This window comes from Kribbella sancticallisti (genome assembly GCF_039530625.1).
Classification (GTDB): domain Bacteria; phylum Actinomycetota; class Actinomycetes; order Propionibacteriales; family Kribbellaceae; genus Kribbella; species Kribbella sancticallisti.
The window spans coordinates 31,717-54,980 of the sequence record NZ_BAAAOS010000058.1 but is presented as its reverse complement, the minus strand read 5'-3'; the positions used below and the strand labels follow the sequence as shown (position 1 = coordinate 54,980).

Sequence of the window (23,264 nt, the reverse complement as noted above, 5' to 3'; positions counted from 1 at the left end):
CGCCGTCGACAAGGTGAACCGCGCGTCGGGCGCGCGCGAGTTCGGATTCCCGCGCGCGCCGTCCGGCGTGCTACCTACTGGTAGCAGGGCTTGCTGAACTCATGCTTCTCCGCGGTCTTGCCGACGAAGAAGTCCTTCTCGACCTTCACTCCGGTGGGCGCCGTCGCGTCCACCTTGGAGATGATGCTCTGCCGGAAGACCCGCTCGTTCGGCTCGCCGCCGAACCGCCCGGCCTCAGCAGGGAGCATCCCCTCGTAGTCGACGGTCTCCAGCGACTTCACCGCTGCCAGCAGCCCGGCCCGGGTGAGATCCTTGGACTCGACCGCCTTCTCGAGCGCAGCCTTCAGCGGGTACGACCAGACCCAGCCGGCCGTGTATCCGTCGTTCGGCGCGGCCGCGAACTTCGCCGGGTCCAGTGATTCGGCCAGCGCCTTGTGCCCCGGGGTGTCGGTCCCGTACGGCGCCCACGGTCCCGACTGCCGGTACAGCGCGGTCAGCGCGGGAGCGGCCGGGCTCTTCAGCAGCGCCGGGTTCCAGGTCGGGCTGGTGCCGATGAACTGGCCCTTGAAGCCGGCCTGGGCGGCTCCGCCGACGATGGTCGCCGCCTCGGTCGGACCGGTGGTCAGGATGACCATGTCGGGCTTGGCCGCGACCAGTTTCTGGATCGCCGCGCCCTGGTTCTCCTGCCCGGGAGCGGTCGGGATGTCGGTGAACTTCATCCCGTTGGCCTCGGCCGCGAGCTTGGTCCCGGCCGCGGCGTCGTCGCCGTAGTCGCCCGGGAAGTGCACCGCCGCCACGCTCTTGGCCTGCAGCGTCTCGGCCCCGAAGTCGACGGAGTTCATCGACTCGAAGCAGTAGTTCGTGCCCGACTCAAGGATGACGTCCTCGAACGCCCAGGCCGACGTCCACGACGCCGGTACGCCGATCACGCTGCTGGACTTCAGGTCACCCAGGATGGCCGCGGTGGTCGGTGATCCCAGCGTCTGGACCAGGCCCAGCACGTCGGGTTTGATCTCGGAGTACACCTCGTTGTGGATCTGCGGGTTGTACTTGTTGTCCTTGACGTACTTCGTCACGTCGACCTCGTAGGCGCCGATCCCGCCGGCGTCGTTGACGCGCTTCCAGAACGCCTTCTGGCTCTCCGTGATCGGCACGCCGAGCGCCTTGAACGGGCCCTCGGTGAGGTCCGAGATCGACCCCAGATAGATGCAGCCCTTGGCCTGGTCGACCGCGGCCGGGCACGGTTCCTTGGTCACGCCGACGTCGAACTTGACGCCTTCACTGCCCTCCTGGGTCTCCGGGGCGTCGTTGCGGCACCCTGCGACGGCCAGTACGGCGGCCACCAGGCCCACCGCGACCGTCCTGCGACTGCTCTTCATCGCTCTTCCTCCTCAGGCTGCCGGCACCGGCGTGCGACCCACGTCAGTGCGAGAACGGCCATGACTTCCAATAGGTGCGAATGCGGATCCAGATCCCGAACAGCCCTCGCGGTTCGAAGATCAGGAATCCGATGATCAACAGGCCGTACAGAATCGTCTCGACCTGGAAGACCGTGATGCCCCCGGCCGTGGAACTGCTGCTGATGAACGGCAGCACGGCCGGCAGTTCGCGGGTGAGCCGCGGCAACAGCGTGATGAACAGCGCGCCCAGTACCGATCCCGAGATGGTGGCCACGCCACCGACCAGGATCATCGCGATGTACTGCACCGACATCGCCAGGTTGAACGACCCCGGTTCGACGAAGCCGATCATCACGTACAGCAACGCCCCCGCGACGCCGGCGTAGAACGACGACACCGCGAAGGCGATCATCTTGTACCGCGTCACGTCGACGCCGATCACCTCGGCGGCCAGATCGCGATCGCGGACGGCTGCCAGCGCCCGGCCGATCCGCGACCGGACCAGGTTGCGGGCCAGCACCCCGAAGATCACCAGCAGCACGAACATCAGCAGATACAGCTTCTGCGCCTTGGTGAACATCGCCCCGTCGACCGCGAACTCGATCCCGAACAACTCCGGTATCGCGGCCGGCCGGCCGACGCCCACTCCCCCGGTGAGCTCGCGCCAGTGCTTGAAGATGTGCTCGCCGATGAAGACCAGCCCGAGCGTGACCACGGCCAGGTACAACCCCCGCAAGCGGGCCGCCAGCGGTGCCACGATCAACCCGGCCAACCCTGCGACCAGTCCCGCGGCAAGCAACCAGATCGGCAAGGAGGTGATCCCGAACCCGATCAGCCGGGTGCTGTCCGGATCACCCGACAGCGCCGCCGCCGTGTACGCCCCGATCGCGAGGAAGAACGCGTGCCCCAGCGACACCTGACCGGCGTACCCGGTGACGAGGTTGAGCCCGATCGCGCCGATCGCCGCGACGAACGCAGTCGCCAGTACTACGAGCAGGTCGTCCTCGAGCATGAACGGCAGCAGTACTGCGACCAGCACGAGCACGAGCGTCCACCATCGTTTGGACGGCGTGTTCAGCAACGCCATGTCCTGCCCGTACGACAGGTAGAGCTGCGGCCGACCCCTCATATGCGCTCCACCTCTCTGGTGCCGAACAGGCCGTACGGTCTGACCAGCAGGACGAGCAGCATCAGCAGGTACGGAACCACCAGGAAGAAGTCGCCGCCGAACAGCGGGCTGACATCGCCGCCATAGTTCCCCACCAGCGCCTCCACCACGCCGATCGACAGTCCGGCGATCACCGCTCCACCAAGCGAGTCGAGACCGCCCAGGATGATCACCGGCAACGCCTTGAGCGCGGTGAGCCAGAGGTTCTGCTCCAGCCCGATGCCGGTCGACAGGAACACCCCGGCCAGTCCGGCGAGCATCGCGGCGAGCGCCCACGACAGCGAGAACACCCGCCCGACCGAGACACCCTGCGCTTGCGCGACCTCCTGGTCCGACGAGGCCGCCCGCATCGCCAGTCCTGTCCGCGACCAGCGGTAGAAGGCGAACAGCGCCGCGACCACCACCAGCGTGGTGATCAAGGTGGCCAGGTGACGCTGGTCGATCGTGACACCGAGGACGTTCAGTTGCTGCAGGCCCCAGGGATCACCCATCTGGCGGATGTCCAGGCCGATGAACGAGTTCACCACCGTCCGGATCACGATGTCGATGCCGAGCGTGATGATCGCGATCACGAAGACCGGCTTGCCGATCATCGGCCGCAGCGCGAGCCGCTCCACGCCGACGCCGAGCAGCGCGGTCAGCAGCAGCGCCACCACGACGGCGAGGAAGAAGTTCATCGACAACACGAGGTAGCTGACCAGTACGCCGCCCGCCATCATGAAGGCCGGCTGGGCGAAGCTGATCACCCGCATGGACTTGTAGATGATGACGAAACCCAACGCCAGCAGGGCATAGATCGAGCCGTTGCCCAGACCGCGGACCACCGTGGCGACGAACTCGTTCACCGCACACCCCCGGAGTACATCGACTCGACCAGGTCGGCGAAGGCGTCCGTGACGGCGCTGCGCTTCACCTTCTGGGTCGCGGTCAGCTCGCCGTCCTCGTGCTCCAGCAGCTTCGGGAGCATCCGGAAGGTCTTGATCTGCTCGACCGTGGCGAACCGCTCGTTCACCTCGTCGACCACGCCCTGGACGAGCGCGATCACCTCGGGCTTCGAGGACAGATCCCGGTACGTCGAGTACGGCAGCCGGTGCAGCTGGGCCCAGTGGCCGACGGTGTCCGGCTCGATCCCGACCAACGCGGACAGGTACTTGCGCCGGTCGCCGATCACCACCGCCTCCTTGATGTAGGGCGACGCCTTCAGCGCGTTCTCGATCTCCGACGGCGCGATGTTCTTGCCGCCCGCGGTGATGATCAGGTCCTTCATCCGGTCGGTGATCCGCAGGTGCGTGCCGTCGACCCACTCCCCCACGTCGCCGGTGTGCAGCCAGCCGTCCGGGTCGATCATCCGCGCGGTCGCGTCGGGGTCGTGCCAGTAGCCGGCGAAGGTGCCCGGATGCCGGGTGAGGATCTCGCCGGTGCTCTCGTCGATCCGCAGTTCCACCCCGTCGTGTACTTCGCCGACGGTGCCGACCTTGACCCGGCCCGGCCGGTTCGCGGTGGCGACGGCCGAGTTCTCGGTCATCCCGTACACCTCGTGCATCGGAAGACCCAGGCCCATGAAGAACCGCAGTACCTCGGGCGCGATCGGCGCGGCACCCGAGGCGGCGTACCGGACCTTGCGGAGGCCGGCCCGGTCCATCAGTGCGCGGTAGCAGATCAGGTAGCCGATCGCGTGGACCAGCCGGGAGGCGGTGGTGTGTTTGCCGCCGTTCGCGGCGAGGGTGTCGCCGATCCAGTCCGCGCGGCGCAGCCAGTAGCCGCCGATGTGCCGTTTCAGCCAACTCGCCGAGCTGATCCGGATCTGTACGCCGGCCGCGATCTTCTCCCAGATCCTCGGCACCCCGAACAGGATGCTCGGCTGCACCTCGTGCAGGTTGCCCGCCACGGTCTCGATCGACTCCGCGAAGTGCACGGTGACGCCGGCGCCGGCGCCGAACCAGCAACTGAAGACGCGCTCGGCCACGTGGCACAGGGGCAGGTAGGACAAGACGCTGTCCTTGGACGACGGAGGAGGCGAGGTGAAGCCACCGCGTTCGACAAGTTCCTGGATGGCGTAGTCAACGTTCGCCACCGTCAGCATCACGCCCTTGGGCGGACCGGTGGTTCCCGACGTGTAGACCAGCGTCGCCACGTCGTCCGGTCCGGCCGCCTCCATCCGCTCCGCCACGGCGCCCGGATGGGTATCGCGGTGTTCGTCGCCCAAGGCAAGGAAATCCGGCCAGGCGAGCAGTCGTGGGTCGTCGTACCGGTGCCGGATGCCGCGGGGCTCCAGGTAGACGATGCGTTCCAGGTCCGGCAGCTCGTCGGCGACGGCGAGCGCCTTGTCGACCTGCTCCTGGTCCTCCGCGATCAGCACCCGGGTGCCCGAGTGGCGCAGCAGGTAGGCGACCTCGGAGACCGGGTTCGTCGGATACAGGCCGACCGTGACGGCCCGCACCGCGACCGCGCCGACGTCGGTGTAAAGCCACTCCCGCCGGTTCTCCGAGTGGATCGCGATCCGGTCCCCCGGCTCGATGCCGAGGGCAAGCAACGCGTGCCCGACCTGCTCCGCCGTGAACCAGTACTGCGACCAGCTGACCTGTTGCCACAGGCCCAGGTCCTTCTCCCGCAAGGCGATCACGTTCGGCGTCGCGACGGCCCGATCCCGTACCCGGGTGGCGATCGTCGCGAGCCGGACCGCGGTGGTGACGGTACTCATGCGCGCTCCACGATCCGGTGCTCCTCGCCCAGGTAGGCGCGCACCACGTCGGGATCGGTGGCGACCTCCTGGGGTTTGCCGGTCCGGATCGGGCGGCCGAAGTCGACCACCATGATCCGGTCGGCCAGATCCATCACCAGACCCATGTCGTGCTCGACCATCACCATCGGCAGGCCCAGTTCGTCGCGGATGTCGAGGATGAACCGGGCCATGTCCTCGGTCTCCTCCAGGTTCATCCCGGCGACTGGTTCGTCCAGCAGGAGCAGCTTCGGCTCCGAGGCCAGAGCCCGGCCGAGCTCCACCCGCTTCTGTACGCCGTACGGGAGCAGGCCGACCGGCATCCGCCGCCACTGCGCGAGCTCCAGGAAGTCGACGATCTCCTCGACCGCCCGCCGGTTCGCCAGTTCGTTGCGCCGGGCCTTGCCGAGCCACCCGAACGCCGCCAGTACGCCGTACGGGTGGTGGTGATGGCGGCCGAGCATCAGGTTGTCCAGCACGGTGAGGTTGGAGAAGAGCTCGATGTTCTGGAAGGTGCGGGCGATCCCGAGCCGCGCGATCGCGTGCGGGCGCAGGCCGAGCAGGTTCTGGTCGCCGAACCGTACCGAGCCGCGCTGCGGGCGGTAGACGCCGGAGAGCACGTTGAAGACGGAGGTCTTGCCGGCGCCGTTCGGGCCGATGATCGCGAAGAGTTCGCCCGCGTCGACGGTGAAGCTGACGCCGTTCAGCGCGGTCACACCGGAGAACTCGAGCAGCACGTCGTCGAAGGCGAGCACCTGACCGGGCGGCTCGGGTGGGGTCAGCGAGGGCTCCTGACCGGGCGGCTCGGGCGGGATCAGCGAAGGGTCAGTCATGACAACCACCGCTTCCGGCGCCGGTAGTGCTTCACGTCCCGGAACGATCGGGCCCCGCCCTCGGCGCCGAGGCCGAGGTAGAACTCGCGGACGTCGCCGTCGGCCAGCAGGTCGGCGGCCGGCTTGTCCATCACCATCGCGCCGTTCTCCAGCACGTAGCCGTGCTCGGCGATCGCCAGCGCCATCGCGGCGTTCTGCTCGACCAGCAGCACGGTGGTGCCGGCCGCGTTGATCTCGACGATCACGTCCCGGATCTGCTGCACGATCATCGGCGCCAGGCCGAGGCTCGGCTCGTCCATCAGCAGGTAGCGCGGGTCCGACATCAGTGCCCGCCCTATCGCCAGCATCTGCTGCTCGCCGCCGGACAGGTAGCCGGCGATCTTGCGCCGCCGCTCGGCCAGCACCGGGAACAACTGATAGGTCCGGTCGAGGTTCGCCTTCAACGCCCGCGACGCGACATGACCACCGACCCGGAGGTTCTCCTCGACCGTCAGATCGACGAAGATCCGCCGGCCTTCCATCACCTGTTTGATGCCCAAGGCAGCTATCCGGCTGGCGCCCAGGCCGTGGATGGGTTCACCGTCGAGCGTGATCGCGCCCCGCCGTACCTCGCCGTCGTGCACGTCCAGCAACCCGGACATGGCGCGCAGCAGCGTCGACTTGCCGGCCCCGTTCGCTCCCAGCAGGGCAACGATCCGCCCCTGCGGGACCTCGAGGCTGACGCCGCGCAGGACCAGCATCACATCGTCGTAGACGACCTCGAGATTTGTCGCTGCCAGCACGCCCGGCCTCCTGGATCCCCGAAGGTTCCAACCGTTCTGGCGAGTGAGTGTGACAGCACCGATGTCATCTACGGAAGGGGTGCGGCCCGAAAATCGGACGCCGTTCCCCAAAACGTGATCGATCCCGAATCGGCTGCCTCAGAACGCATCCAGGCAGGTCAGGAGCAAACCACGGCAACACCGTGGTACAGCAGAGCTAGAGCGAGCGAACCCAGTTGGCCAGCAACTCCGCACCGGCGTCGCCGGATTTCTCCGGGTGGAACTGGGTCGCGGTGAGCGGGCCGTTCTCGACCGCGGCGACGAACCGGTCGCCCCCGTACGACGTCCAGGTGACCGCCGGCGTGACCGAGGCCCGGGTGTCGGTGAGTTGCCACTCGCGGACGCCGTAGGAGTGGACGAAGTAGAACCGCTCCTTCTCGATGCCGTCGAACAGGGTGGTCCCGGCCGGCACGTCGACCGTGTTCCAGCCCATGTGCGGAACGGGCTCGCCGGCTTCGGGCCGCAGTCGCTCGACCACACCGGGCCACTGGTCGCAGCCGTCGGTCTCGACGCCGTGCTCGATCCCCTTCGCGAACAGGATCTGCATCCCGACGCAGATCCCGAGTACGGGCCGGGAGCCGGTCAGCCGACGGTCGACCACGACGTCGCCACGCACCGCGCGCAGTCCTGTCATGCAGGCCTCGAACGCGCCGACGCCGGGGACCAGCAGCCCGTCGGCGTTCAGCGCCGCGTCGAAGTCGGCCGTCACCGTCACGTCGGCACCGACCCGCTGCAGCGCGCGTTCACCCGAGCGGATGTTGCCGGAACCGTAGTCCAGCAGGACGACCTTCTTGGTCACAGAGCACCCTTGGTGGAAGGGATGCCCGGCTGCCGCGGGTCGAGCTCGGCGGCCGCCCGCAGCGCCCGGGCGAACGCCTTGAACTGCGCCTCGACGATGTGGTGCGGGTCGCGACCCGACAGCACCCGGATGTGGACGCAGATCGCGGCGTTGAACGCGAGTGTCTCGAAGACGTGCTGGGTCAGCGATCCGGCGTAGTCACCGCCGATGATCGCGTACACCTGGCCGTCCGGCTCGCCCGTGTGGACGCAGTACGGGCGTCCGGACAGGTCGACGGTGCAGTGCACCAGCGCCTCGTCCAGCGGTACGGTCGCGTCACCGAAGCGGCGGATGCCCTTCTTGTCCCCCAGCGCCTCACGCAGCGCCTGGCCGATGCCGATCGCGGTGTCCTCGACGGTGTGGTGCGCGTCGATCTCCAGGTCGCCGACCGTGTTCACGTGCAGGTCGAGCAACGCGTGCTTGGCCAGCGCGTTGAGCATGTGGTCGTAGAAGCCGACCCCGGTGGAGATGTCGGCGCGCCCGGTGCCGTCGAGGTCGAGCTCCACCAGCACCTTCGACTCGCTCGTCTCCCGGTCGATCCGGGCTGTCCTACTCATCCACGTCCTCGCTTCGCTCCGGGCGCGGATGAGGCACAAACCGCACTGTGTTGTTTGATGAGCTCGCTCCGCTCACTCATGTCTGCCTTCCTACGTCTGTTTTGAGCACCTTCTCCAGCGAGGCGCGGAACGCGGCCATCTCGGCGCCGGTGCCGATCGACACCCGCAGCCAGCCGTTCGGTCCGGTCTCCCGGATCAGTACCCCGTCGTCCAGCAGCGACTGCCAGACGGCGTGCCGGTCGGCGAACGTGCCGAAGAGCACGAAGTTCGCGTCCGAGTCGACGGCCCGCAGGCCCTGCGCCCGCAGCCACTCCACGGTCTCATCCCGCTCAACCCGGAGCTGCTCGACCCGGCCCAGCAGCTCGTCGGAGTGCCGCAGCGCTGCCCGGGCGACCGCTTGGGTCACGGCCGACAGGTGGTACGGCAACCGAACGATGCGCAGGGCATCGACCAGTTGCTTGCTCGCGGCAAGATAACCGACCCGCGCCCCGGCCAGCGCGAACGCCTTCGAGGTGGTCCGGGCCACCGCCAGATTGGGGTACGACGGCAACAACGTGACCGCGCTCGGCGTACCGGTCCGGCGGAACTCCGCGTACGCCTCGTCCACCACCAAGACCGCCCCGATCGAGGCCGTCCGGGCGGCGACCGCCTCGACCAGCTGGATCGGCAGCGCCGTACCGGTCGGGTTGTTGGGCGAGGCCAGCAGTACTACGGACGGCCGGTGCCGCGAGATCGCCGCGAGTGCCTTGCTCTGATCCAGTGTGAAGTCCTCGGACCGGCGGCCGACCACCCAGCCGGTGTTCGTGTCGCGGGCGTACTCCGGGTACATGGAGTAGGTCGGTGCGAACGACAGCGCGATACGGCCTGGTCCACCGAAGGCCTGCAGCAGGTGCAGCATCACCTCGTTGGACCCGTTCGCTGCCCACACCTGCTCGGCGGTGAGGTTGGCTCCCGACTCACGACCCAGGTACGCCGCGAGGTCCGCGCGCAGGGCGAGGAACTCGCGGTCCGGGTACCGGTTCAGTCCGCGGGCCGCCTCCGCCACGGACGCGGTGATGTCCGCGACGACCGCCTCGCTCGGCGGGTACGGGTTCTCGTTGACGTTGAGCAGGAAGGGCACGTCCAGTTGCGGTGCGCCGTACGGCTCGAAGCTCTTCAGTTCGTCCCGCAACGGCAGGCCGTCGAAGCGGCCCATCAGCTTTCGCCCTTGAATCTGACCGCCACCGCGTCGCCGTGCCCGGGCAGGTCCTCGGCGTTCGCGAGCGCGACAACGTGCCCGGCGACCTCCTGCAGCGCCTCGCGGGAGTAATTCACGACGTGCATGGCCTTGAGGAAGCTGCGCACGGACAGGCCGGACGAGTGGCACGCGCAGCCGGCCGTCGGCAGCACGTGGTTGGACCCGGCGAGGTAGTCGCCCAGGGAGACCGGCGACCAGCCACCGACGAAGATCGCGCCGGCGTTGGTGATCAGCCCGGCCCGCTCCTCGGCGTCGGCCGTCTGGATCTCGAGGTGCTCGGCCGCGTACGCGTCCACCACCGCGGTGCCCTGATCCAGATCGTCCACCAGTACTACGGCCGACTGCCGGCCGCCGAGTGCCTCTTCCACCCGCTCGCGGTGCTTCGTCCGGGGAACCTGCTGCTCCAACTCGGCCTCGACCGCGGCCGCGAGGGTCTCGCTGGGCGTGACGAGCACGCTGGCCGCCATCGGGTCGTGCTCGGCCTGGCTGATCAGGTCGGCCGCGACGTGCGCGGCGTTCGCGGTGTCGTCGGCGAGCACGGCGATCTCGGTCGGGCCGGCCTCGGAGTCAATGCCGACCTCGCTCTGCACGAACCGCTTGGCCGCGACCACGTAGATGTTGCCCGGACCGGTGACCAGGTTGACCTTGCGGCAACCCTCGAAGCCGTACGCGAAGCCGGCGATCGCCTGCGCGCCGCCCATCGCGTAGACCTCGTCGATCCCGAGCATCGCGCAGACCGCGAGGACCGTCGGGTGCGGCAGTCCGCCGAACTCCTTCTGAGGCGGCGATGCCAGAGCGAGCGAAGTCACCCCCGCTACCTGAGCCGGGACGACGTTCATCACGACGCTGGACGCCAGCGGCGCCCGTCCACCCGGGACGTACAGGCCGACGCGCTGCACCGGAACCAGCCGCTGGGTGACCCGGCCACCCGGCGCGGGCTGTGACTCCACGTCACCGCCCAGCTCGTCCTCGCTGACTTCGCGGACCCGGCGGATCGACTCCTCCAGGGCGCTCCGCACCGCCGGATCGAGCTCCTCCAGGGCCGTCTTGAGCGCCTCGGCCGGGACCCGGAGGTCCTCCACCCGCACATGGTCGAGCTTCTCGCCGTACTCCCTGATCGCCTCGACACCGCGATGACGGACGTCCAGGCAGATGGGTCGGGCAACGTCGAGGGCGGCCTCGACGTCGAATACGGCTCGGGGGACCAGGGCTTCGAGGTCAAGAACCTCTCCGGCTGCCACTCGGCCCCGCAGGTCGACGCGGCGAATCATGAGCCCAAGTCTAGTGGTCGCCTCCCCCGGCCTCCGCGCGCCGTCTACTGCGCGGACCACCGCCCCGGGTGGTTGGCATGGGCATGCGGCTCCATCCGCTGCGGTCGCGAGCAGGTGCTCGGTGGAGTGCCTGACAGTGCCGCGGGAGAGGTTGCGATGCCCTGGCCATCGTGACCTCTCCTGCGGTGCTGTCAGGTGCCCACCGAGTGCCGCGCAGCACGCAGCGGATGGAGCCGGATGCCCTAGGCTCGACGGCATGGACTCCCGCCTGCCGCTTCTCACTGTCGAGACAGTGATCTTCCCCGGGCTGGTGCTCCCGATTCCCGTCACCGACGTGCAGGGGCGGGCGGTGATCCGTGATCTGGTCGAGAACGGCGGCGAACTCGTCTGCGGCGCCGTGGCGGTCCGGGACGGCTACGAGCTCGGCGACCGGGTGTTCCGGTCGCTCTACGGCACCGGGTGCGCGGCAACCATCTCCGAGATCAGCCTGGACGCCGACGACGACGGACCGGTCGAGATCACCCTGACCGGCAACCGCCGGTTCAAGGTGGCCGAGCTCGACAGCGGCGGCGACTACCTGGTCGCCGACGTCGAATGGCTGGACGAGGAGCCCGGTGACGACCCCCTCGGCGCGGCGACGGTGGCCGTCCAGCGCTTCCGCAAGTACGCCGCCGCCGTCACCGAGATCTCCCAGCCCGGCCTGCGCATCGGCTCCCTGCCCGACGACCCCGGCACCCTCTCGTACCTGATCTCGGCCGCCATGACCCTGCTCACCCCCGACCGGCAGAAGCTCCTCGAGGCCATCGACACCACCACCCGACTGGCTCAATTGGTCGGCCTGCTCGACAACGAACTGTCCGCCATCTCGGCGCTCCCCTCGCTCCCGGCCACCGACCTGGCCTGGGCGGACATGTCACCGAACTGAGCCCTCAGTCCGGCAGCTGAGGTGCTGGAGGTAGGTCACCGGTGGAGAAGTGAATCCCGGAGCGGTATGGTTTTGGTATGAGTAAGCAGATCACCGTGCGGTTGCCGGACGAACTGGTCGAGTTCATGGACCGGCTGGTCGACGACAACAAGGCCTCCAGCCGGGCGTCCGTGGTCGCCCGGGCGATGGAGCGTGAGCGTCGCCGGGAGCTGGCCGAGCGGGACGCGGCCATTCTCGCCGAGTACGGCGAGCCCTCCGACCTGGACGGACTCGCGAGCTACGCCGGTGGTACTGCGCTGTCCGACCTCGACTGATGCGCCCGCTGCACGTCGCCCGGCTCGACAAGCCCCGGCCGGTGGTCGTACTCACCCGCGAGCTGATCCGGCCGCGGCTGACCAACGTCACCGTCGCCCCGATCACCAGCACGATCCGCGGCCTGTCCACCGAGGTCCTGGTCGGTTCTCAGAACGGCCTGGACCACCCCAGCGCGATCAGCTGCGACAACATCCAGACCATCCCCAAGGTCCAGCTCGGCCGCCTGATCGGCTATCTGCTCCCCGACCAGGAAGCCGCCCTGGCCGAAGCCATCACCCTCGCCTTCGACCTCGAACCACTCCGCTGACAGGCCTCAGCCGAGCTTGCTGATGTCCCGTACCGCGCCCTTGTCCGCGCTGGTGGCCATCGCGGCGTAAGCGCGCAGAGCCGCGGAGACCTTGCGGTCCCGAGACTTGGGTGCGTAGACGCCACCAAGGGCTTCGCGGCGAACTGCGAGCTCATCCTCGGAGACCAGCAGCTCGATCGAGCGGTTCGGGATGTCGATGCGGATCTGGTCGCCGTCCTGCACCAGGGCGATCGTGCCGCCCGACGCCGCCTCGGGCGACGCGTGGCCGATCGACAGACCCGAAGTACCGCCGGAGAAGCGGCCGTCGGTGACAAGGGCGCAGACCTTGCCCAACCCCCGGCCCTTCAGGAACGACGTCGGGTAGAGCATCTCCTGCATCCCAGGCCCACCCTTGGGACCCTCGTAGCGGATCACGACGACGTCGCCGGGCCGGACCGCCTTGGCGAGGATCTTCTCCACCGCCTCCTCCTGCGACTCGCAGACGACCGCAGGGCCCTGGAAGGTCCAGATCGACTCGTCCACGCCCGCCGTCTTCACCACACACCCGTCGACTGCCAGGTTGCCCTTGAGGACCGCCAGGCCGCCGTCAGCGGAGTACGCGTGCTCGGCGTCGCGGATGCAGCCGCCGGCAGCGTCGGTGTCGAGAGTCTCCCAGCGCTCGGACTGCGAAAACGCCGTCGCGGACCGCTTGCACCCGGGCGCCGCGTGCCAGAGCTCGACCGCCTCGGCGGAGGGCGACCCGCTGCGGACGTCCCAGTTCTTCAGCCACTCGTCGATCGAAGCGCTGTGCACGGTGTGGATGTCCTCGTTCAGCAGCCCGGCGCGGTACAGCTCGCCGAGGATCGCCGGGATGCCGCCCGCCCGGTGCACGTCCTCCATGTAGTACGTGCCGCCGGGTGCGACGTTCGGCGCGACCTTCGCCAGGCAGGGCACCCGGCGGGAGACGGCGTTGATGTCGTCCAGGTCGAAGTCGACCTCGGCCTCCTGGGCGGCGGCGAGCAGGTGCAGGATCGTGTTGGTCGAACCACCCATCGCGATGTCGAGCGCCATCGCGTTCTCGAACGCGGCCCGCGACGCGACCACCCGGGGCAGCACGGTGTCGTCGTCGGTGTCGTAGTACCGCTTGGTGATCTCGACGACGGTGCGGCCGGCGTTCTCGTACAGGGCCTTGCGGGCGGTGTGGGTCGCCAGCACCGAGCCGTTGCCCGGCAGCGACAGGCCGATCGCCTCGGTCAGGCAGTTCATCGAGTTCGCGGTGAACATGCCCGAGCAGGATCCACAGGTCGGGCAGGCGTTCTCCTCGATCCGCAGGATGTCGGCGTCGGAGACGTTCTCGTTGACGGCCTCGGACATCGCGTCGATCAGGTCCAGCTTGCGTACGGTGCCGTCGACCAGGGTGGCCCGGCCTGCCTCCATCGGACCGCCGGAGACGAACACGGTCGGGATGTTCAGCCGCAGCGCGGCCATCAGCATCCCCGGGGTGATCTTGTCGCAGTTGGAGATGCAGACCAGCGCGTCCGCGCAGTGCGCCTCGACCATGTACTCGACCGAGTCGGCGATCAGGTCGCGCGACGGCAGGCTGTAGAGCATGCCGCCGTGGCCCATCGCGATGCCGTCGTCGACCGCGATCGTGTTGAACTCACGCGCGATCCCGCCGGCCGCGTGGATCGCCTCGGAGACGATCCGGCCGACCGGCTGGAGGTGGGTGTGGCCGGGGACGAACTCGGTGAAGCTGTTCGCCACGGCGATGATCGGTTTGCCGAAGTCCTCTCTGGCGACGCCGGAGGCCTGCATGAGGGCGCGGGCGCCCGCCATGTTGCGGCCGTGGGTGACGGTACGGGACCTCAGTTCAGGCACGACGATCTCTCCAAAGGTTCTCGGAACAGCTCCTTGCATGGTGCCACTAGCGGTCCAGATGCCGAAACGCCAGTCCCGGATGGCGGATCTTCCGGCCGGCGGGGTCGGGACTTCTGTCGGCGGGTCGCTCTAGCCTGGGGAGATGGAGGGCTTCGAGCTTCTCGGGCGGCGGATCCATCCCGCGCTGCGCCCGTATCTCGGCGACTTCGTCGGCTACGCCTACCAGGGTGATCCGCCGGAGCTGCACCGCGGGCTGCCGACGCGGTGTCTGACGGTCGTGATCAGTCTGGACGAGCCGCTGGGCATCGCCTGGCCGGGCGCACCGGTGGAGAAGTTCACCACCGCCGTGAGCGGCCTGCACTCGACCGCTGTCCGGATCGGCGACTCCCCCAACATGTCCGGTCTCCAGCTCGGCCTGACCCCGGCTGGTTCACGGGCCCTGCTCGGGCTTCCATCCGGCGAGCTGGCCTCGGTCGTGCTGGATGTCGACAAGCTACTCGGCCAGTCCGCCCAGGAGCTCGGCGAGCGGCTACGGGCCGCGCAGGACTGGGAGCAGCGGTTCACCATCGTTGAGACGCTGCTGCTCGAGGCGTGGCGAGACGAGCCCATCCCCGCGCCGCAGGCCGAGCTCAGCTGGGCCTGGCGACGGCTGTGTGAGACGGCGGGCGGCGTCGGAGTACAGGAATTGGCGGCGGAGGTCGGCTGGAGCCGGCGGCACCTGACGGAGCGGTTCCGGACGGAGTACGGGCTGGCGCCGAAGGTGGCGGCGCGGGTGATGCGGTTCGAGCAGGCGGTCGGGCGGCTGAAGCGGCGGCCGAGGACCCGGTTGGCTGATCTCGCGGCTGACCTCGGGTACGCCGACCAGGCGCACCTGACCCGCGAGTGGCACTCGCTGGCCGGGTGTTCGCCGCGGCAGTGGATCACCGAGGAGCTCCCATTCGTACAAGACGATGCCGGGGTGGACGAGCCAGTCTGAGGTCATGGACACGAAGACAGACACCAAGATCGGCGTCTGGCCAACCCTGATCTACCGGGATGGCCAGGCCGCGCTGAAGTTCCTGACCGAAGGCCTCGGGTTCAGCCTCGTCGCCCAGTACCCGGGAGTCGCCGAAGGGTCCATCGCCCACGCCGAGCTGGCCTGGCCCGCGGGTGGTGGCGTGATGGTGAGCTCGATCGACCGCAACGCCGAGCCGAACGAGTTCGACAAGTACGTGGACCAGGCCGCCGCCGTGTACCTCGTGCACGACGACCCGGACGCGTTGTGGCCGAAGGTGATGGCGGCGGGGGCGACCGTGCTCCGGGAGATGCGCGACGAGGACTACGGATCGCGCGGGTTCGCCGTCACCGATTTCGAGGGCAACGTGTGGAGTGTCGGCACGTACGGCGGCGAGATCGGCGCGTCGTCCACAGGCCCCCAACAGTGACGGCCGAATCTCCGTAGAATCGCCGGGTGACCGAGACGACCCAGCCGCTGGACGACACCTCGAGCGAGGCCCTGCAGGTCCTGCACCGGGTGTTCGGGTACGACTCGTTCCGCGGCGAGCAGCAGGACATCATCGAGACCGTGGTCGGTGGCGGTGACGCCCTCGTACTGATGCCGACCGGTGGCGGCAAGTCGCTGTGCTACCAGATCCCGGCGCTGGTCCGATCGGGCGTCGGGGTGGTCATCTCGCCACTGATCGCGTTGATGCAGGACCAGGTGGACGCGCTGACGGCGCTCGGCGTACGGGCCGGGTTTCTCAACTCGACCCAGGACTACGAGCAGCGCCGCGAGGTGGAGCAGGCGTTCCTGTCCGGCGAGCTCGACCTGCTCTACCTGGCGCCCGAGCGGCTCCGGGTCGAGCAGACCGTTCGGCTGCTCGACCAGGGCAAGATCTCGCTGTTCGCGATCGACGAGGCGCACTGTGTCTCCCAGTGGGGCCACGACTTCCGGCCCGACTACCTGATGCTCTCGGAATTGCACGAGCGCTGGCCCGACGTACCGCGGATCGCGCTGACCGCCACCGCGACCGAGGCCACCCACCGGGAGATCGCGACCCGGCTGAACCTGGCCGAGGCCAAGCACTTCGTCGCCAGCTTCGACCGGCCGAACATCCAGTACCGGATCGTGCCGAAGGACAATCCGCAGCGGCAGTTGCTCGACCTGCTGCGGACCGAGCACGCCGGCGACGCGGGCATCGTGTACTGCCTGTCCCGCAACAGTGTCGAGAAGACCGCGACGTTCCTGACCCAGAACGGCATCGAGGCGGTGCCGTACCACGCCGGCCTCGACAGCAGGATGCGGGCGAAGCACCAGTCCCGCTTCCTTCGTGAGGACGGGCTGGTCGTGGTCGCGACGATCGCGTTCGGGATGGGGATCGACAAGCCGGACGTGCGGTTCGTCGCGCACCTGGACCTGCCGAAGTCGGTCGAGGGCTACTACCAGGAGACCGGTCGCGCGGGCCGCGATGGACTGCCGTCGACCGCCTGGCTGGCCTACGGGCTGCAGGACGTCGTGCAGCAGCGCAAGATGATCGACACCTCCGAGGGCGACGCCGCGCACCGCCGTCGCCTCGGCACGCACCTCGACGCGATGCTCGCCCTCTGCGAAACCGTGCAGTGCCGCCGGCAACAACTCCTCGCGTACTTCGGCCAGACCGGGGCGGTGGGGCGGGGAATGAATGCAACACAGGACGGCGAGCCCTGCGGCAACTGCGATACCTGCCTGACGCCACCGGAGTCCTGGGACGGCACGATCGCGGCACAGAAGCTGCTCTCGACCGTTTACCGGCTGCAGCACGAGCGCAACCAGAAGTTCGGCGCGGGTCAGGTGATCGACATCCTGCTCGGCAAGGTCACCCCGAAGGTCTCGCAGTTCCGGCACGACGAACTGACGGTGTTCGGCATCGGCACCGAACTGAAGGACACCGAGTGGCGCGGCGTGGTCCGCCAACTCCTTGCCCAGCGACTGCTCGCGGTGGAAGGTGACTACGGCACCCTGCTGCTCACCGACGACAGCGCCGAGGTGCTCGGCCGGCGTCGCGACGTGATGATGCGCCGCGAGCCCGAGCGGGTCGGCCGGTCCTCCCGCTCGAGCGGTGGGAAGAAGAAGGCCGCCGTGGATCTCGCTCCCGAGGCCGCGCCGGTGTTCGAGCGGCTGCGTACTTGGCGAGGTGCCGTCGCCAAGGAGCAGGGCGTCCCGGCGTACGTGATCTTCCACGACGCCACGCTGCGGCAGATCGCGACCGACCTGCCGAGCACGCTGGCCGAGCTCGGGAAGATCAGCGGCGTGGGTGAGAACAAACTGGCGAAGTACGGCGAGGGTGTGCTGGCGACGCTGGCCGCCGAGGAGTAGGCCGACAGCAGACAAGGCAACTTCGGCCGGGCCGGCGCCGTTGGACAACACATGACCGACATCACGAGTGCCTATGAAGAACTGGCCGACGTCTACCACGCGACCGTCGACCCCGACGGTGCCGGCCTGGACGATCCGACGTTCGACGAGATGGTGGGTGACGTCCGCGGCCAGCGGGTCGCCGCGATCGCCTGTGGTCAAGGGCGCGACGCCAGACGCCTCGCGGACCTCGGCGCCTCGGTGGTCGGCGTCGACGCCTCCCCGTCACTCCTGGCTCACGCCCGCACGCTCGAGCAGGAAAGCCCTCGCGGCATCGAGTACCGCCATGGCAGTGCGCACGACCTGCACGGGCTCGCCGACGATTCGTTCGACGGCGTCGTCTGCCACATGGCGTTGATGGACATCCCCGAGCTCGAGCCGACGATCCGGTCGATCGCCCGCGTCCTCGTGCCGGGAGGATGGTTCGTGGCGTCGATCGTGCACCCCTGTTACAAGGCGCCGGCGCACGGGGAACTGGTCGACCACACCGACGGCACCACCCGGCGCATCGTGGGCCGCTACTTCGAGGAAGGCCCGCACGACAGCGTGACCCGTTGGGAGATCCTGCCGCGGTGGCCGTAGCCGGTGCCGACGCCGAAAGACTGCGAGAACAGCATCGTGCCCAGGCCGTACTCGCCGTCGCCGGTGGTCATCTGCTTGACCACCTCCGCCGGTACGACGCGGTCGCCGTACAGCTGGTAGCCCCATCGTGCGACCGTCGGCGCATCGGCGGCGAGGCCCGCATTGGCCGCGGAGAGGCTGGCGATCGCGCGGCACGGGGTGAAGCCGTCGACCGCTCGGCCGCAGATCGGGTTGCGGTCCTCGGCCAGTGGCGGCTGGGGTTTCTCCCCGTCCTGGAAGGCGGCTCGCTCGAGCGCGGCGGGCTTGGCGAGGTCGCGGCGCAGTACGGTCGCGAGTGGTTCGCCGGTCACCTTCTCGATCAGCATCCCGAGCAGCACGTAGCTGGGATTGCTGTAGTTGTAAGGGCTGTCCGGTTGGGTCGGCTCGGCAGTGTCGTAGGACAGAGCCTGCTCAGGAGTCCAGTGCTCTCCGGGCGCCGCGGCGATCGCTTTGTCCATCCGGCCGTAGTCGTCAGGCAGATAGTTCGGTACTCCGGACCGCATGCCGAGGTGCTGCCGGACAGTGGCGTTGTTGGCGGTCAGCTTGTGCTGCACGTACTTCGACAGCGGCGCATCCAGGTCGATCTTCTTGTTCTGCGCGAGCAGAAGCACCTCCGCGGCGACGAAGGTCTTCGTGATGCTCGCGACGCCCATGCTCGTCTGCGGCGTCAACGCGGTCCCGGCGGCATCCTTGCCCGCGGCGCCGGACCACACCCATTTGTCAGTCACCACCGCCGCCGTGACTCCTCGGGAACCCGCCTCACTCTCGGGAGTGCCGACCACCTTCGCCAGCACGGCCTGAAGCGCCGCGGCCTTGCCCGGATCGAGAGCGGTGGTCGCGGGAGCGGGCAGTTCCTGCCGGGCTGGCGTCGAGGCCGGGGCGGGCACGGCCGACTCCTGGTTGCCCGAGGAGCAGCCGCCTAGGCCCACCACCAGCGCCAACACCACCGCCGACTTCGCCCCGGGCTTCATCCCTCGATGGTCGCGTGCTCCAGGGTCAGGTCGGCGCGGCTTGCTCGCCGTTGACCACGTCGAGGGCCAGATCGGCGAAGTCGTGGATCACCTTGGAGCGGCGGGTGGACGACCAGGCCAAGCAGACATGGTTCGGGCCGATGTCCTCGATGGGGACGGGGACGACGTCGGGGCGGGTGTAGAAACTCGCCGTCGACAGCGGGAGGACAGAGATGCCGTTGCGTGCCGCGACATGTTCGAGCTTCTCCTCAACACTTTGGAAGGTCGGCACCCGGCCGGCAGTCCCCTCCCGCAGTTCGACGGCGATGTCGCGCCACTCCGGTACCGCGTCCGGATCCTGCAGCAGGTGCTCGTCCGCGAGGTCGCCGATCCGGATCGACGGCTTCCCGGCCAGCCGGTGATCTGCCGGCAGCATTGCCACCCTCGGCTCGTCGAACAGTGGGCGAATGGTCAAGCCCTGCTGGTCGATCGGCAACCGGACGATGCTCACGTCCGCCCGGCCGTCCCGCAGGACCTCGACCTGGTCGTGCCAGGACGTCCGGAGCAGCTCGATCGTCAACTCAGGGTGCCGCGCGGTGAACGCGCGCACGGCGGCGGTGACGGTGATGCCGGGCATGAAGCCGATGGTGAACGTCCTCGTCCCCCGTGACGCCTGCACCACCCGGCGCCGCGCCGCCTCCGCCGAGGCGAGCAACGGCCGCGCGTCGTCCAGCAACTGCCGCCCGGCCGCGGTCAACTCGGTCGCCCGCTTGGTCCGGACGAGGAGCTGGACCTTGAGCTCGTCCTCCAACGCCCGGATCTGCCGCGACAACACCGGCTGAGCGATGTGCAACCGCTCAGCCGCCCGGCCGAAATGCAGCTCCTCAGCCAGCGCCACGAAGTACCGGATCTTGCGCAGGTCGACGTCCACGCCACCCACCTCCTGATACCTGCAGGGTATGACAGGGGCCGCTACTCCTCGATCAGGTAGAGCTGGTTGTTGTCGGGGTCGCGGAAGGTGAACATCGGCGGGATGCCGGGCCAGGCGAGGAGGTCGTCGGTGGTGACGCCGGCGGTGGTCAGGGCGGTGTGGGCGGCGGCAGCGTCGGGGGTGACGAGACGGATGCCGGTGTCGGTGCCGGCAGGAGTGGCGTCCGAAGCCGGGGTCAGGGCGAGGGTGGTGGAGGTGCCGGGCGGGGCGACGACGATCCAGCGGCCGCCGAGCTGCGGGAGGGGCGCGTCCATGTGCTTCTCGAAGCCCAGCTTGCCGACGTAGAAGTCGAGCGCGCGGTCCTGGTCGGTGACGGGGATCGCGATGGTGCGGATGTCGGTGATGTGGTTCATCTCAAGGGTCCTTTCCAGGGGGTGTGTCATCCCTAGGTAGAGACCGGCCGGCGGTTTTCGACATCGCGGCGCACAGAAAGCCAGAAGACCCGGACGGCTGCGTCTCAAGCCGTCCGGGTCTTCTTCGAGCGGATTACTTCGCGACCACCCGCAGGGTGAAGTCGGCCTCGCCGTCGCCGGTGCTCCGGGTGGAGAAGCCGGCCGAGCGGAGCGCGGCGTAGTCCTTGTTCGAGGACAGTTCCTCGTTCAGCGCCGACAGGCCGGCGAAGTCGACGTAGCCGACCGCCACCGCGTCGGACGCGTCCGGCACGGCCTGCTTGAAGCTCTCCGACTGGCCGAGGTTGCCGCCCTTCAGCACCTGCTCGGCGTAGCTCTTGTCGGTGGCGGCGACCAGCGTGCTGCCGTCCTTCGCGAGCTCGATCGGGATGTTCAGCCGGGTCCGGGTGCTGAGCAGTTCCTTCACCTTGCCCACGACCGCCTCGGCCTTGGCCGGGTCGGTCTCCATCCGGGCGGCGATCTTGGGGCCGTCGGCGGAGTCCTTGTCGACCACGACGGCGAAGTTCTTGCCGAGCAGCGTCTTCAGGTCGTCCGGCAGGGTCAGGCCGTACTCCGCGGTGAAGTTCTTCGTCAGCTCACCCAGGTTGAGCCCGCCGGCCTTCTCCATCTGCGTCCAGGCCGTGCTGAGCAGGTTCTCGCCGTCGGACACCGCGACCGCCCCGGCGGTCGTGTCCGGCAGCTTCGCGACGACGTCGCCGGCGTTGGAGGTGTTCACCTTCACGCTCTGGTCGCCGTGCACGATCCCCTTCAGCTCGACGTACTGCGCGTCGAACCGCAGCGCCGCGGCCATGCTGCCCTCCGGCACCGCCGCCCGCTGCTCATCGGTCAGCTTCTTGCCCGCGGCCAGCGTGAGCGCCTTGGTGTCGGCCCAGAAGGAGACGAAGCCCTGCTCGCCGAGCGCGTCCATGTCCTTGCTGAACTTGGCGTTCTCGGACAGTGGGTTGTCCTTGCTGGCGGCAACCGCCGCGTCGACCGTCGGCTGGTCGTCGGACAGGATCACGTAGCCGTTGCTGAACGCGCGGCCCGGCTTGTCCTTCTCGTTCGCGAACAGCTTGTCCAGGCCGGCGTTGGCCTTGCCCTCGTCCTTGACCTCGACCGCGACGATGCCGTCCGGCTCCTCGCCGTCCTTGCCCGGAACCGCGGCCACCCCGGCCCGGTCGCCGAGCCACGGCTTGACGTCCTTGTCGAAGTCGACGGCGGCCAGGTCGTCGCCGGACTCCTTCTTGATCAGCTCGAACAGCTTCTGCCGCAGGTCGTCGTTGTCGCTGGTCAGCCCGATCTTTTCCTTGGCCGACGGGAACTTCATCAGGAACCGCAGCGCCGCGACCTTCTGGCCGGCCGACGGGTTCAGGTCGATCCGCGCGTAGCCGACGGCGTTGCCGGGCAGGACCGCGGCCGGCTGGTCACCACCGCTGAGACGGGCGTAGGCGAAGATGCTGCCGCCGGCAACGACCGCGAGCACGGCCAGGACCGCGACCAGCGGGACCAGCTTGCCGCGATTCTTCTTCGGCTCCGGCTGCCACTGCTGCGCCTGCGGGAACGCCCCGTACGGCGGCTGTCCGCCACCACCCGGGTAGTTGCCCTGCATCGGCTGCGGGTAGTCCGGCTGCCCCTGCTGCGGCCACAACCCCTGCTGCGATTGGCCTCCGCCGTACTGCGGACCCTGCTGGCCCTGGTACTGCGGACCCTGCTGTCCATACTGCGGGTTCTGCGGCTGGCCGTACTGCCCAGGCTGCTGGCCGGGCCGTCCGTACTGGCCGGGCTGCTGGCCAGGCTGTCCGTACTGGCCCGGCTGCGGCTGACCCGGCTGGGCCGAACCAGGTCCCTGCTGACCGGAGTACTGGCCTTGCTGGCCTTGCGGTGCGGCGTACGGGTTGTGCTGGGGTTGTCCCTGCGGTGGGCCGCCGTACGGGCCCTGTGGTCCGCCTGCGGCACCCGGGTGGTGCCCACCAGCCGGCGGATTGGTGTTGTCGGACATGTAGCCCCCTCGCGTCGCCGGTGGCCTCACCACCGGGCCGAAACAGGCTAGTGCACCTGCGGCGACGATTCTGACGCGGCAGGCGTCGATCCGGTTGCAATGGGTTCTGAACGCCAGGTCAGGGCCGCGATGATCGCTGACGCGAGGGCGGCGCCGACCAGCCAGGAGGCCAGCGGCGTCCAGGTATGCAGCTCCAGCGGCGCGGCCAGCAGGTCACCGGGCCTGGCCGTCTCCAGCCGTGGCTGCAGCGGGTCATGCCCGAGCAGCATCCCCACACCCCAGGCGATTCCGGCTCCCAGCGCCGAGCCCAGCACGACGATGCCGACCGACCACGGGCCGTAGTTGCGCAACCACCAGAACAGCAGGCCGCCGAGCACCAGGCCGGCGAGGAAGCCGATCGAGGTGAAGGCGCCGTCCGGCCCGAAGACCTTGGTCATCTGCTCCTCGCCGAGCGACCCACCGTTCTCGTCCACGGTGTACTGCGCCAGCGGCGCGAACTGCTGCCATGCCCAGCCGCCAATGACACCGGCGACCAGGAAGGCCGCGACGATGACCGCGATCGCCTTGCCCCACGGGAGCTTCGGCTCCTGCACCACCGGCATGGGCACACCGAACGGATGCTGGCTGTACGGCGCCGGCTGCCCCGGCTGGTAGTGACCGGGCTGAGGCTGAACTGGGTGACTCACCTCGCCA

General features: G+C 68.9%; 24 protein-coding genes. 8 read left to right on the top strand and 16 right to left on the bottom strand.

Features of this window, described 5'->3' with window-relative positions:
- Positions 1 to 74: 74 nt before the first annotated feature.
- The 10 genes from ABD255_RS37360 to hisD all read right to left on the bottom strand — a co-directional run bounded on the left by ABD255_RS37360 (position 75) and on the right by hisD (position 10,844).
- On the bottom strand, positions 75 to 1,379 hold the full coding sequence (locus ABD255_RS37360) for an ABC transporter substrate-binding protein (protein ID WP_344221532.1): 1,305 nt from the start codon (positions 1,377 to 1,379) through the stop codon (positions 75 to 77).
- A gap of 43 nt (positions 1,380 to 1,422) precedes the next feature.
- Positions 1,423 to 2,529, bottom strand: a complete 1,107-nt coding sequence (locus ABD255_RS37355) for a branched-chain amino acid ABC transporter permease (protein WP_344221531.1) — start codon at positions 2,527 to 2,529, stop codon at positions 1,423 to 1,425.
- A complete protein-coding gene (locus ABD255_RS37350) occupies positions 2,526 to 3,413 on the bottom strand; it encodes a branched-chain amino acid ABC transporter permease (RefSeq protein WP_344221530.1) in 888 nt (295 codons plus the stop codon). The genes ABD255_RS37355 and ABD255_RS37350 overlap by 4 nt, the downstream gene beginning before the upstream one ends.
- Positions 3,410 to 5,269, bottom strand: a complete 1,860-nt coding sequence (locus ABD255_RS37345) for an AMP-dependent synthetase/ligase (protein ID WP_344221529.1) — start codon at positions 5,267 to 5,269, stop codon at positions 3,410 to 3,412. The genes ABD255_RS37350 and ABD255_RS37345 overlap by 4 nt, the downstream gene beginning before the upstream one ends.
- Entirely contained in the window at positions 5,266 to 6,120 is an 855-nt protein-coding gene (locus ABD255_RS37340; protein ID WP_344221528.1) for an ABC transporter ATP-binding protein, read from the bottom strand. The genes ABD255_RS37345 and ABD255_RS37340 overlap by 4 nt, the downstream gene beginning before the upstream one ends.
- Complete coding sequence (locus ABD255_RS37335) at positions 6,117 to 6,902, bottom strand: ABC transporter ATP-binding protein (RefSeq protein ID WP_344221527.1); 786 nt, start codon at positions 6,900 to 6,902, stop codon at positions 6,117 to 6,119. The genes ABD255_RS37340 and ABD255_RS37335 overlap by 4 nt, the downstream gene beginning before the upstream one ends.
- 196 nt (positions 6,903 to 7,098) lie before the next feature.
- Positions 7,099 to 7,740 carry an imidazole glycerol phosphate synthase subunit HisH gene (gene hisH / locus ABD255_RS37330; RefSeq protein WP_344221526.1) on the bottom strand — a complete coding sequence of 214 codons (642 nt, stop codon included), beginning with the start codon at positions 7,738 to 7,740 and terminating at the stop codon, positions 7,099 to 7,101.
- On the bottom strand, positions 7,737 to 8,336 hold the full coding sequence (gene hisB, locus ABD255_RS37325; protein WP_344221525.1) for an imidazoleglycerol-phosphate dehydratase HisB: 600 nt from the start codon (positions 8,334 to 8,336) through the stop codon (positions 7,737 to 7,739). The genes hisH and hisB overlap by 4 nt, the downstream gene beginning before the upstream one ends.
- Before the next feature lie 76 nt (positions 8,337 to 8,412).
- Positions 8,413 to 9,531 carry a histidinol-phosphate transaminase gene (locus ABD255_RS37320; protein ID WP_344221524.1) on the bottom strand — a complete coding sequence of 373 codons (1,119 nt, stop codon included), beginning with the start codon at positions 9,529 to 9,531 and terminating at the stop codon, positions 8,413 to 8,415.
- Positions 9,531 to 10,844, bottom strand: coding sequence for a histidinol dehydrogenase (gene hisD, locus ABD255_RS37315; protein ID WP_344221523.1), 1,314 nt, complete (start codon positions 10,842 to 10,844; stop codon positions 9,531 to 9,533). The genes ABD255_RS37320 and hisD overlap by 1 nt, the downstream gene beginning before the upstream one ends.
- A 256-nt stretch (positions 10,845 to 11,100) precedes the next feature.
- On the opposite strand from hisD, the gene ABD255_RS37310 reads away from it, so the two are divergent.
- The 3 genes from ABD255_RS37310 to ABD255_RS37300 all read left to right on the top strand — a co-directional run bounded on the left by ABD255_RS37310 (position 11,101) and on the right by ABD255_RS37300 (position 12,391).
- Positions 11,101 to 11,769: an LON peptidase substrate-binding domain-containing protein gene (locus ABD255_RS37310; RefSeq protein WP_344221522.1), complete on the top strand. Its 669-nt coding sequence runs from the start codon at positions 11,101 to 11,103 to the stop codon at positions 11,767 to 11,769.
- A gap of 77 nt (positions 11,770 to 11,846) precedes the next feature.
- Positions 11,847 to 12,083 (top strand): ribbon-helix-helix domain-containing protein, encoded by a 237-nt coding sequence (locus ABD255_RS37305; protein WP_344221521.1) that lies wholly within the window; start codon positions 11,847 to 11,849, stop codon positions 12,081 to 12,083.
- Positions 12,083 to 12,391: a type II toxin-antitoxin system PemK/MazF family toxin gene (locus ABD255_RS37300; RefSeq protein ID WP_344221520.1), complete on the top strand. Its 309-nt coding sequence runs from the start codon at positions 12,083 to 12,085 to the stop codon at positions 12,389 to 12,391. Before ABD255_RS37305 ends, ABD255_RS37300 begins: the two co-directional genes overlap by 1 nt.
- 6 nt (positions 12,392 to 12,397) lie before the next feature.
- Here the strand turns inward: ABD255_RS37300 and ilvD are convergent, their stop codons facing one another.
- Positions 12,398 to 14,248 (bottom strand): dihydroxy-acid dehydratase, encoded by a 1,851-nt coding sequence (gene ilvD / locus ABD255_RS37295; RefSeq protein ID WP_344221519.1) that lies wholly within the window; start codon positions 14,246 to 14,248, stop codon positions 12,398 to 12,400.
- Between the two features lie 142 nt (positions 14,249 to 14,390).
- Between ilvD and ABD255_RS37290 the strand changes: the two genes are divergently transcribed.
- The 4 genes from ABD255_RS37290 to ABD255_RS37275 are packed head-to-tail and all read left to right on the top strand — an operon-like array spanning position 14,391 to position 18,203.
- Positions 14,391 to 15,224: a helix-turn-helix domain-containing protein gene (locus ABD255_RS37290; protein WP_344221518.1), complete on the top strand. Its 834-nt coding sequence runs from the start codon at positions 14,391 to 14,393 to the stop codon at positions 15,222 to 15,224.
- A 4-nt stretch (positions 15,225 to 15,228) separates the two neighbouring features.
- Positions 15,229 to 15,672 carry a VOC family protein gene (locus ABD255_RS37285; protein ID WP_344221517.1) on the top strand — a complete coding sequence of 148 codons (444 nt, stop codon included), beginning with the start codon at positions 15,229 to 15,231 and terminating at the stop codon, positions 15,670 to 15,672.
- Positions 15,673 to 15,698: 26 nt separating this feature from the next.
- Complete coding sequence (recQ, locus tag ABD255_RS37280; protein WP_344221516.1) at positions 15,699 to 17,582, top strand: DNA helicase RecQ; 1,884 nt, start codon at positions 15,699 to 15,701, stop codon at positions 17,580 to 17,582.
- Between the two features lie 51 nt (positions 17,583 to 17,633).
- Positions 17,634 to 18,203, top strand: a complete 570-nt coding sequence (locus tag ABD255_RS37275) for a class I SAM-dependent methyltransferase (RefSeq protein WP_344221515.1) — start codon at positions 17,634 to 17,636, stop codon at positions 18,201 to 18,203.
- Here ABD255_RS37275 and ABD255_RS37270 read toward each other — a convergent pair.
- From ABD255_RS37270 to ABD255_RS37255, 4 genes are all read right to left on the bottom strand, one after another.
- Entirely contained in the window at positions 18,140 to 19,213 is a 1,074-nt protein-coding gene (locus ABD255_RS37270) for a serine hydrolase domain-containing protein (protein ID WP_344221514.1), read from the bottom strand. The genes ABD255_RS37275 and ABD255_RS37270 overlap by 64 nt on opposite strands.
- 25 nt (positions 19,214 to 19,238) lie before the next feature.
- Positions 19,239 to 20,123 (bottom strand): LysR family transcriptional regulator, encoded by an 885-nt coding sequence (locus ABD255_RS37265; protein ID WP_344221513.1) that lies wholly within the window; start codon positions 20,121 to 20,123, stop codon positions 19,239 to 19,241.
- Positions 20,124 to 20,164: 41 nt separating this feature from the next.
- Positions 20,165 to 20,536 (bottom strand): VOC family protein, encoded by a 372-nt coding sequence (locus tag ABD255_RS37260; protein ID WP_344221512.1) that lies wholly within the window; start codon positions 20,534 to 20,536, stop codon positions 20,165 to 20,167.
- Between the two features lie 133 nt (positions 20,537 to 20,669).
- Positions 20,670 to 22,181 (bottom strand): DUF3352 domain-containing protein, encoded by a 1,512-nt coding sequence (locus tag ABD255_RS37255; RefSeq protein ID WP_344221511.1) that lies wholly within the window; start codon positions 22,179 to 22,181, stop codon positions 20,670 to 20,672.
- Between the two features lie 51 nt (positions 22,182 to 22,232).
- Between ABD255_RS37255 and ABD255_RS37250 the strand changes: the two genes are divergently transcribed.
- Positions 22,233 to 22,622: a hypothetical protein gene (locus ABD255_RS37250; RefSeq protein WP_344221510.1), complete on the top strand. Its 390-nt coding sequence runs from the start codon at positions 22,233 to 22,235 to the stop codon at positions 22,620 to 22,622.
- On the opposite strand, the gene ABD255_RS37245 is transcribed toward ABD255_RS37250, so the two are convergent.
- On the bottom strand, positions 22,619 to 23,257 hold the full coding sequence (locus ABD255_RS37245) for a hypothetical protein (protein ID WP_344221509.1): 639 nt from the start codon (positions 23,255 to 23,257) through the stop codon (positions 22,619 to 22,621). The two genes, ABD255_RS37250 and ABD255_RS37245, sit on opposite strands and share 4 nt — an antisense overlap.
- Between the last annotated feature and the right edge of the window lie 7 nt (positions 23,258 to 23,264).